Annotated in this window: 10 protein-coding genes and 1 pseudogene; 5 read left to right on the forward strand and 6 right to left on the reverse strand. The window is 74.3% G+C overall.

The genetic code is table 11. The features are described 5' to 3' along the window. Positions 1-51 precede the first annotated feature (51 nt). The gene (rpmG, locus tag ABTZ54_RS33535) at positions 52-216 is read left to right on the forward strand and encodes a 50S ribosomal protein L33 (protein ID WP_046910080.1); all 165 of its coding nucleotides are present in this window, start codon (positions 52-54) and stop codon (positions 214-216) included. A 96-nt stretch (positions 217-312) separates the two neighbouring features. Here rpmG and ABTZ54_RS33540 read toward each other — a convergent pair whose 3' ends face one another. After that, positions 313-954 (reverse strand): GNAT family N-acetyltransferase, encoded by a 642-nt coding sequence (locus tag ABTZ54_RS33540; RefSeq protein WP_351670892.1) that lies wholly within the window; start codon positions 952-954, stop codon positions 313-315. A 112-nt stretch (positions 955-1,066) separates the two neighbouring features. Between ABTZ54_RS33540 and ABTZ54_RS33545 the strand changes: the two genes are divergently transcribed. Further along, positions 1,067-2,293: a chitosanase gene (locus tag ABTZ54_RS33545; RefSeq protein ID WP_351670895.1), complete on the forward strand. Its 1,227-nt coding sequence runs from the start codon at positions 1,067-1,069 to the stop codon at positions 2,291-2,293. 73 nt (positions 2,294-2,366) lie between these two features. On the opposite strand, the gene ABTZ54_RS33550 is transcribed toward ABTZ54_RS33545, so the two are convergent. Beyond that, a complete protein-coding gene (locus ABTZ54_RS33550) occupies positions 2,367-2,921 on the reverse strand; it encodes a GNAT family N-acetyltransferase (protein ID WP_351670919.1) in 555 nt (184 codons plus the stop codon). Between the two features lie 48 nt (positions 2,922-2,969). On the opposite strand from ABTZ54_RS33550, the gene ABTZ54_RS33555 reads away from it, so the two are divergent. Next, complete coding sequence (locus ABTZ54_RS33555) at positions 2,970-3,587, forward strand: TetR/AcrR family transcriptional regulator (RefSeq protein WP_351670898.1); 618 nt, start codon at positions 2,970-2,972, stop codon at positions 3,585-3,587. Between the two features lie 40 nt (positions 3,588-3,627). Here ABTZ54_RS33555 and ABTZ54_RS33560 read toward each other — a convergent pair whose 3' ends face one another. Next, positions 3,628-4,986: an FAD-dependent oxidoreductase gene (locus ABTZ54_RS33560; RefSeq protein WP_351670901.1), complete on the reverse strand. Its 1,359-nt coding sequence runs from the start codon at positions 4,984-4,986 to the stop codon at positions 3,628-3,630. Between the two features lie 367 nt (positions 4,987-5,353). Between ABTZ54_RS33560 and ABTZ54_RS33565 the strand changes: the two genes are divergently transcribed. After that, positions 5,354-5,815, forward strand: a complete 462-nt coding sequence (locus ABTZ54_RS33565; protein WP_351670904.1) for a hypothetical protein — start codon at positions 5,354-5,356, stop codon at positions 5,813-5,815. An 18-nt stretch (positions 5,816-5,833) separates the two neighbouring features. Here ABTZ54_RS33565 and ABTZ54_RS33570 read toward each other — a convergent pair whose 3' ends face one another. Next, positions 5,834-6,295: a CGNR zinc finger domain-containing protein gene (locus ABTZ54_RS33570; RefSeq protein ID WP_351670907.1), complete on the reverse strand. Its 462-nt coding sequence runs from the start codon at positions 6,293-6,295 to the stop codon at positions 5,834-5,836. Here ABTZ54_RS33570 and ABTZ54_RS33575 point away from each other — a divergent pair. Further along, positions 6,294-7,502, forward strand: a complete 1,209-nt coding sequence (locus ABTZ54_RS33575) for an MFS transporter (protein WP_351670910.1) — start codon at positions 6,294-6,296, stop codon at positions 7,500-7,502. The genes ABTZ54_RS33570 and ABTZ54_RS33575 overlap by 2 nt on opposite strands. Here the strand turns inward: ABTZ54_RS33575 and ABTZ54_RS33580 are convergent. Continuing rightward, positions 7,474-7,932: a GNAT family N-acetyltransferase gene (locus ABTZ54_RS33580; RefSeq protein WP_351670913.1), complete on the reverse strand. Its 459-nt coding sequence runs from the start codon at positions 7,930-7,932 to the stop codon at positions 7,474-7,476. The genes ABTZ54_RS33575 and ABTZ54_RS33580 overlap by 29 nt on opposite strands. 76 nt (positions 7,933-8,008) lie before the next feature. Further along, positions 8,009-8,113: pseudogene (locus ABTZ54_RS33585) on the reverse strand (RDD family protein); the annotation flags it as partial.

Raw genomic sequence — 8,113 nt, forward strand, 5'->3', positions numbered from 1 at the left:
ACATGCCCGAATCAAATGATCCCGGGGTCTGTCGGCCGGAAGGAGCACAGCATGGCCCGCACCACCCAGCGCCCGGTGGTCACCCTCCGGTCCACCGCCGGCACCGGCGTCACCTATGTGACCCGGAAGAACCGCCAGAACGACCCCGACCGCCTGGTCCTGCGCAAGTACGACCCGGTCGTGGCGGCACACGTGGAGTTCCGCGAGGTCCGCTGACGACCCGCGCCCAGGCCCGCCAGGGCTGACCCGCACCGGCCCCCGCTCGCGCCCCGCGCGGCGGGGGCTCCGTCGTGCCGCGCCGACCCGCCGGGGTCAGCCCCGGTCGTACACGTGCAGGTGCATCGCCCGCGGCCGCTCCGGCGGGGCGGCCGGCAGGTCCCCCTCGGCGCGGAATCCGCCGGACAGGGCGGTCCGGCACGAGCCGTCGTTGCCGACCGCGTGCACCAGCTCCAGCCGGTCACCCGTGAACGGGCTGTCCGGTGCGGCGGAGGCCCACGCGGCGGCCAGGGCCAGCGCGCGGGAGGCGATCCCGCGCCCGCGCGCCGAGGCGGCCGTCCAGTACCCGACGCGTACGACCCCCGCCGTTCTCGTCAGGGCGACATGCCCGACGGGCTCACCCGGCACACCACCCCCGCCCGCCCCGTCCGCCGCGCCTGCCCTGTCCACCCCGTCCGCCGTGCCTGCCCTGTCCGCCCCGGGCGTCACCTCCACCACCGCGAACGCGACCCGCGAACCGGCCTCGCGCCCCCGGTTCTGCTCCGCGATCCACGCGCGCGCCTGCTCCGCCGAGTCGAGGTGGGTGGCGAGCCAGCGCCGCATCTGCGGGTCGCCGTGATGCCTCACGAGCGCCTCGGCGTCACCGTCCTCCCAGGCCCGCAACGCCGGCCCGCCCCGCCCCGCGTGCGCATCCGTCACCGCGCCGATGACGTCGGACCTCACCAGGAAAGCGCCCAACTCCCTTTCCTTCCCGCCCTCTTGTGTTCCCACAAGTCGCCCCTTACTCTCGCCTCACCCAAAGATAGGAACCTTTCCTATCAGTCTTCCTCCCGCCCACGGATGGAGTGACATGCCCCCCACGATCAACGCACTCCGGCGCCGCCGCCTGGCCGCGCTCGTCGTCGCCGCGGCCACCGGTGTCCTGCTTCCCGCCGTCTCCGGCCTCACCCCCGCCACCGCCGCGGCGGGGAATCTCGCGCAGGGCCGCCCGGTCACCACCTCGTCCACCGAGAGCAGCACTCTCGGCGGCGCGAAGGCCGTGGACGGTTCCGGTTCCACCCGTTGGGCCAGCGCCGAAGGCGTGGACAACCAGTGGATACGGGTCGACCTCGGGTCCTCGACCGCCGTGAAGCGCGTCGTGCTCAAGTGGGAGGCCGCCTACGCCAAGGCGTACCGCGTCGAGCTGTCCGACGACGGCTCGACCTGGCGCCAGGTCTACACCACGAGCACGGGCGACGGCGGCACCGACGACCTCGCGGTCAACGGTACCGGCCGCTACCTGCGGGTCTTCGGCACCCGGCGCGGCACCACGTACGGCTACTCGCTCTGGGAGGTGGAGGCGTACGGATCGGGCACCACCCCGCCGCCTTCCAGCGGCACCAACCTCGACGACCCCCGCAAGAAGGAGGTCGCCATGAAGATCGTCTCCACCTTCGAGAACTCCTCCCTCGACTGGCGCGCCCAGTTCGGCTACATCGAGGACATCGGCGACGGGCGCGGCTACACCGCCGGCATCGTCGGCTTCTGTTCCGGCACCGGCGACATGCTGGACCTGGTCGAGCGCTACACGGCCAAGAAGCCGTCCAACCCGCTCGCCCGCTACCTGAGCGCGCTCCGCGCCGTCAACGGGACCGACTCCCACCAGGGGCTCGACCCGGGCTTCCCGAACGCCTGGCGGCAGGCCGCCCAGGACTCGGTGTTCCAGCAGACCCAGGAGTCGGAGCGAGACCGCGTCTACTTCAACCCCGCGGTCTCCCAGGCCAAGGCGGACGGCCTGCGGGCGCTCGGCCAGTTCGCGTACTACGACGCCGCCGTCATGCACGGCGAGGACGGCTTCCGCAGCATCCGCTCGGTCGCCCTCTCGCGTGCTCTCCCGCCCTCCAGAGGCGGCGACGAGCGGGCGTACCTGAACGCCTTCCTCGACGCCCGCGAGGCGGAGATGCGCAAGGAGGAAGCGCACAGCGACACCACCCGGGTCAGCACCGCCCAGCGCCGCTTCCTCAACGAGGGCAACTTCGACCTCAATACGCCGCTGCGCTGGAGCGTCTACGGGGAGGCCTTCTCGCTGACCAGCTGACCAGCTGACCAGCTGACACGCCCACCGCACGTACGTACGGGGCCGCTCCCGCGAGCGGCCCCGTACGGCTTTCCTACAGCCCCCGGTGCGCCCGCCACTCCGGCGCCAGCACCGCCCACACCTGCTTGTCGTGGCGGGTGCCGCCGTACGCCCAGGTCTCGCGGTTCACGCCCTCCAGGGTCATCCCGAGCCGCTTCGCCACCGCCGCGCTGCGCTCGTTGTCGGCGCGGCAGTGCCACTCCGCGCGGTGGACGCCGCGCTCGACGAGCGCCCAGTCGAGCAGGATCTCGCAGGCCGGGGTGATCAGGCCCTTGCCCTCCGCGGCGGGCTCCAGCCAGCAGCCCACCTCGCACAGGTCCGTCGCGACCGAGAAGTCCGTGAACATCACGCCGCCGACCAGCGTGCCGTCGAGCCAGATGCCGAACAGGCGCCCGCCGTCCCCGGCCTGGCGGTCGGCGTAGCGGCGCAGCGTGGCCCGCGCGCCCTCGACGTCGGACGAGAGGAATCCCGCGCCGACCCACGGCCGGATGTGCTCGCGCGCCCGGCCCATGTGGGCGGCGAACTCCTCGGCGTGCCGGACCTCGAGCGGACGGAGCGTGGCGCCGTCCCGCAGCGGGAGGGAGAACATGGTGACCCCATTCACACAACAAGCGTTACGGTTATGTACCGTAGCAGCATGGCACGAACCAAGGGCGACCATGAAGCCCGCCGCCGGGACGTCTCGGAGGCCGTCTGGCGCGTCCTCGCCGCCCACGGCTTCGGCGGCCTGACCATGCGCGCCGTCGCCGCCGAGCTCGGCGCCACCACCGGCCTGCTCACCCACTACTTCCCGGCCAAACGCGACCTGGTCGCGCACGCCCTCGACCTCCTCGACGAGCGGACCACCGCCCGTCCCCGCCGCGCCGCGGCACCGGGCCTCGCCGCCCTGCGGAGCGCCCTGCTCGACATCCTGCCGCTGACCGCCGATGCCACCGCGAGCAACCGCATCTGGGTCTCCTCCTGGGACACCGCCCTCGCCGACCCGGCCCTCACCGAGGACTACGCGGGGAAGTACGGCCGCAGCCGCGTCCGGCTTGCCGAACGCGTCGCCGCGGCCCAGGAGCTCGGCGAACTGCCCCCCGGCGACCCGGGGCACCTCGCCTCCGGCGCCCAGTCCTTCGCCCTCGGCCTGGTCGTGCAGGCCCTCTTCGCCCCCGCCGAGTTCACCCCCGAGCACCAGGTCGAGCTCCTCGACGCCTACCTGGCCGCCCTCGCGGCACCCCGCGACACGCCATCGGCCGCGCCCCCTCCGTAACGGAGGAAGGAGCGCGGCCGAAGAGTGCCCCCGGGTGCCGTCAGCGCCCGCCCGCCGACGTCGTGAAGGCCGCCGCCAGCACCTTGGCCGCCACCACCGGGTGGAAGAGGACCGCCGGAGACGCGGTCATGTTGACGACCCGCACGAAGCGCGACCACACGGCCGCGTCCTTCACCGCCACCCGGAAAAGGCGGCTGTTGTACCAGTGCGCGAACCGGGCACCCGCCGGCTGCCGCCGCGGGTTCCACATCAGGTCCGAGTTGGTCGACAGCGTCCAGGGCGTGAGCAGCAGCCGGCCGACCCGCCGCTGGAACGCGCGCGCGGCCCCGTCGAGCGACCGGCCCGCCGCGCGCCGCCGCGCGAGCATCCCGCGCAGCAGGTCGGCCTCCATCGCGGCGACGGTGAGCCCCTGCCCGTACACCGGGTTGAAGACGCAGACCGCGTCGCCCACCGCGAGGAGCCGGTCCGGCCACTCCTTGACCAGGTGGTACGGCCGCCAGCGGTTGTCGACGTTGGTGTAGCGGTACGTCGGCTCCTGCACGCTGCGCCGTGCGAGCTGCTCCGCCAGATGCGGGTTGTCCAGGGTGTGGGCGAACTCCAGGTACCCGGCGTCGTCGGTCGGCGGCTGCTGCTGGAACCCGAACAGCGAGCACGTCCACCGGCCGCCCTCGACCGCCAGCAGCACCCCGGCGCGCGCGACCCGTGGCGCGAACAGCATCTCGTAGGCGACGAAGTAGTCCGGATGCCCCTCCTCCGGCCGGTCGAAGTTCATCGAGGTGTACGTGACCTTCGCCTTCACCGTCCGCATCTCGGGCACCGTCACCCCCAGGTCGCCCAGCCACTTCTCCAGCGCGCTGGACCGGCCCGACGCGTCGACCACCAGATCGGCCGCCAGCTCGGCGCCCTCGCCCCCGCCGTCACCCCGGTGGTACGACACGCCGCTCACCCGGCCGCTCCCGTCGCGCAGCAGCCCGGTGCACGAGGTGCCGGGCATCAGCGTCACCTGCGGCAGGGCGAGCACCCTGCGGCGCAGCCGCCGTTCGAGACCGTCCCGGGTGAACGTCTGGATCTCGACCCCCGTGCGGGTCCGTGGTGCGGTGCCGCCGGGCAGCAGGAAGTCGATGCCCTCGCCGTAGTCGAACACCGGCGCGCCGGCCTCGCGCAGCTCCTCGCGCAGCCCCGGGAACAGCTGCTCCAGCACCTCGCCGCCCTTGGCCAGCATGGCGTGCGCGTGATACCCCTGCGGCGCCCCCGGATGGCTGCCGGTGTCCCCGTCGACCGGGTCCCGTTCGAGCAGCACGACCTCGTCGAAGAAGTCCGAGAGGACCCGCGCGGTCACGAGCCCCGCGTAGCTCCCGCCGACGACCGCCGCCCTGCCCCACCGCTGATGCTTCGTCATGCGCTCCAGCATGCTCAGCAGGGCACATCCGCCTCAACGGCTCACGGCCCGAGCCGCCCCGCGCGAAGGATCACGACGGGCGCACTCCGACGGCACGCGTGCCGGTACCGAGCGGGCGCGCGCCCCCTCCGGGGCGGGGCCGGATATCGGCCGACCGGACGATCTCGGTCCCGGTTCTCGGGCCCCGGATGTGAACCTCAGCCGCCTTCGGGGTAAAACCATGACCAACACCCCTCTCATTCGAACGGACACGCGCGCGTTGAGCATGCTTCCCGGATCACGTGTCCCAGGCAGAACCTGGACCATCCGACTCACCGGTCACCCGGACCACTCCGCCACGGTCACCTGCACCACGGAGGGCTGCCGCATGCCCGCCAGGTCCAGGGACGTCGCGGCCCTGCGCGCCTTCGCCGCCGAGCACGCGCGCGCCCACGCCCGCCTCGCCACCCCGCGCCCGAACGCCGCCTGCGCCTGCGGGGCGAGCGGCTGCCGCCACCACACGGCGCGTTCCACCTGCACGGGGACGACGCTGCTCGTCCTCATCCACAACCCGGCCGTCGCCGAGGTCTGGACGCTCGCCGAGATCTGCCAGGCCTGCGCGCCGCTCATCACGCACGCCATCGTCCTCGCGGGCGGCCGGACCGTGGCGGCCCAGCCGGGCCCGAGCGCCCGGACCGCCTCCCCGGCCCCCGCCGGCCCGCCGCCGGTGGCCGTCGGCTTCTCGTCGCCGGGCGCCGCCGGGGGAGAGGCCCCGACCCCGCCCGGCGGCCGCCGCCGCACCGGCCGCGGCAAGCCGCGCGGCAACCGCTCGGGCCGCGGCCCGTTCTGACGGACGCCCGCGACCGGATCACGCCGTCGCGCTCTTGCGCGCGCGAAAGGCCGCCGCCTTGGCGCGGTTCCGGCACGCGGTCGAGCAGAACCGACGCGCGGCATCGCGCGAGGTGTCGACGTAGACGCGGTCGCAGCGGCCGGCCCGGCAGACGCCCAGCCGGCTGGCGAGGCTGCCGCCGACGGCCGGCGCGAGGGCCGTGGCGCAGCCCGCGGTGCAGCCCGCGGCGAAGGAGTCGTCGGAGCCGTGGAAGCGCAGCTGCCAGGGCTCGCCCGCGCGCCGGTCCAGACGCGGCCGGGCGCCGCTGACCCGCAGCAGACCGTTCACCGTCGCGGCGGCCGTGTCCAGGTCGCCGTCCCGCACCGCCTGGAACACCGCCCGCATGCGCCCCGCCGCCGCGACGAGGTACTCCGCCTCCGCCGCGTAGGCGCGACCGTGCGACTCTCGTGGTTCGACGGTTACGTGAGAGGCGGCGGCCATGCCCAGGATCGTGTGGCTCCTGGTGGTGGCGCGGGCCGTCAACAAGCTGGGAGCCTTCTCCCTGCCGTTCCTGACGGTCCTGATCAGCAGCGACTTCGGGGCGAGCGTGACCACGGCCGGGCTGCTCTCGGCCGCGTTCGGCCTCGCCACGATCCCCTCGCGGCTGGCCGGCGGCCGCCTCGCGGGAGTCCTGGGACGCCGCCGCACCATCGTGCTCGGCCTCACCGGCTGCGCCGTCGCGCAACTCGCCATCGCCGCCGCCGACTCGCTGCTCCAGGTCGCGCTCTTCGCGATCCTCCTCGGACTCGCCTTCGAGCTGTACGAGCCCCCGAGCCAGGCGATGATCGCCGACGCCGTCGGCCCGGCCGAACGGGTCCGCGCGTTCAGCCTGCTCAACGCCGGGCTGGCCGTGGCCGGCACCGGCGCGGGCCTGATCGCGGCGGCCGTGGGCCGGTGGGACCTGCGCTGGCTCTTCGTCGTGGACGCGCTCACCTGCCTCGCCTGCGCCCTGGCCCTGCGCCTCGCTCTGCCCGCCGACCACCCGGGCCGCCGTCCGGCCGCCACCGGCGGCGAGGACGAGGGCGGCGGCGCCCCGGTCCGCCCCTGGCGGGACCGGGCGCTGTGGGCCATGTTCACCTGCGGCACCGTCTTCGCGCTCGTGGCCATGCAGGTCGTCATGGGGCTGCCGCTGACCCTCGCCCGCCGGGGGCTCGAACCCGCCGACGCCGGGCTGCTGTTCACCGCCTCGGCCGTCACCGTCGTGGCCGCCCAGCCCGCCCTGCGGCTGCGCCGGATCGCCGCGCTCACCGACACCGCCGCCCTGGCGCTCGGCTACACGCTGATGACGCTCGGTCTGGCCGGATACGCCCTTGCGTCGTCCCTGCCCGCGTTCCTGGTCGCCACGGGGCTGTGGAGCCTGGGCGAGGTGTTCGTCCTGGGCCGGGTGTTCGGCGTCGTCGCGGCGCTCGCCCCGCCCGGCGGCTCGGACCGCTACCTCGCCGCGTACGGCATCAGCTGGGGCATCGCCACGACGGCCGCCCCGATCACCGCGACCCAGCTCCTCGACCGCTTCGGCGCGACGGCCCTGTGGGCCTGCACGGCGGCCCTCTGCCTCGCCCTCGCCGCCGCGCAACCGCTGCTCGTCGCACCCCTGATCGGCGCGGCGCGCGAGCCGGGCCTCAGACGCCGGGCGTCATGTCGTACGTGACCCACATCGTGCGCGTCGCCACCTGGTCGTACTTCGCGCGGGCGCGGTGGTTGTCGTCGGCGGTGATCCAGCGCACGACGCTCCAGCCGCGCTCGGCGGCGATCCCGCGCAGCGCCTCCAGGAGCCGGTCGGCGGCACCGGACCCGCGGCTCTCCGGGGCGACGAACAGGTCGTCCAGGAAGCACCCGGTGGTCGCCGAGAGCGGGCGGGCGAAGGGCCGGTAGTGGGCGAGCCCGATGAGCCGGCCGTCGACGTCCTCGGCGACCAGCGCGTTCACCTCGTGTCCGGCGTCGTGGATCCACGACCAGACCCGCTCGGCGGCCTCCTCGGTCTGCTCGACCCGGTAGAACTCGGCGTAGCCGCGGTAGAGGGCACGCCACTGCGCGAAGTCCTCGGTGGTTACGGCACGGACCTTGACGTCGGTCGACATGGACTCACACACTCTCGCGCTTGCCGGTGCTGCGGGAACGGCGCGTCCCGCACAGGGACGATCATGCGGATCCGGAGCCGCCGCCACTGTAGACCAGCCAGCGGCGCAGCGCGGCGCCGAACGCGGGCGGCTCGTGCGCCTCGATGTCCCGCACCTCGATCCCGCACAGCTTCTTCCCGAG

Origin of the sequence: Streptomyces sp. NPDC094032 (assembly GCF_040303965.1) — a bacterium.
GTDB lineage: Bacteria > Actinomycetota > Actinomycetes > Streptomycetales > Streptomycetaceae > Streptomyces.

Excerpts from the sequence above, each read along its gene's own strand:
- rpmG (WP_046910080.1), top strand. The coding sequence starts at position 52 with ATGGCCCGCACCACCCAGCGCCCGGTGGTCACCCTCCGGTCCACCGCC.
- ABTZ54_RS33545 (WP_351670895.1), top strand. The coding sequence starts at position 1,067 with ATGCCCCCCACGATCAACGCACTCCGGCGCCGCCGCCTGGCCGCGCTC.
- ABTZ54_RS33550 (WP_351670919.1), bottom strand. The coding sequence starts at position 2,921 with ATGTTCTCCCTCCCGCTGCGGGACGGCGCCACGCTCCGTCCGCTCGAG.
- ABTZ54_RS33555 (WP_351670898.1), top strand. The coding sequence starts at position 2,970 with ATGGCACGAACCAAGGGCGACCATGAAGCCCGCCGCCGGGACGTCTCG.
- ABTZ54_RS33560 (WP_351670901.1), bottom strand. The coding sequence starts at position 4,986 with ATGACGAAGCATCAGCGGTGGGGCAGGGCGGCGGTCGTCGGCGGGAGC.
- ABTZ54_RS33565 (WP_351670904.1), top strand. The coding sequence starts at position 5,354 with ATGCCCGCCAGGTCCAGGGACGTCGCGGCCCTGCGCGCCTTCGCCGCC.
- ABTZ54_RS33575 (WP_351670910.1), top strand. The coding sequence starts at position 6,294 with ATGCCCAGGATCGTGTGGCTCCTGGTGGTGGCGCGGGCCGTCAACAAG.
- ABTZ54_RS33570 (WP_351670907.1), bottom strand. The coding sequence starts at position 6,295 with ATGGCCGCCGCCTCTCACGTAACCGTCGAACCACGAGAGTCGCACGGT.
- ABTZ54_RS33580 (WP_351670913.1), bottom strand. The coding sequence starts at position 7,932 with ATGTCGACCGACGTCAAGGTCCGTGCCGTAACCACCGAGGACTTCGCG.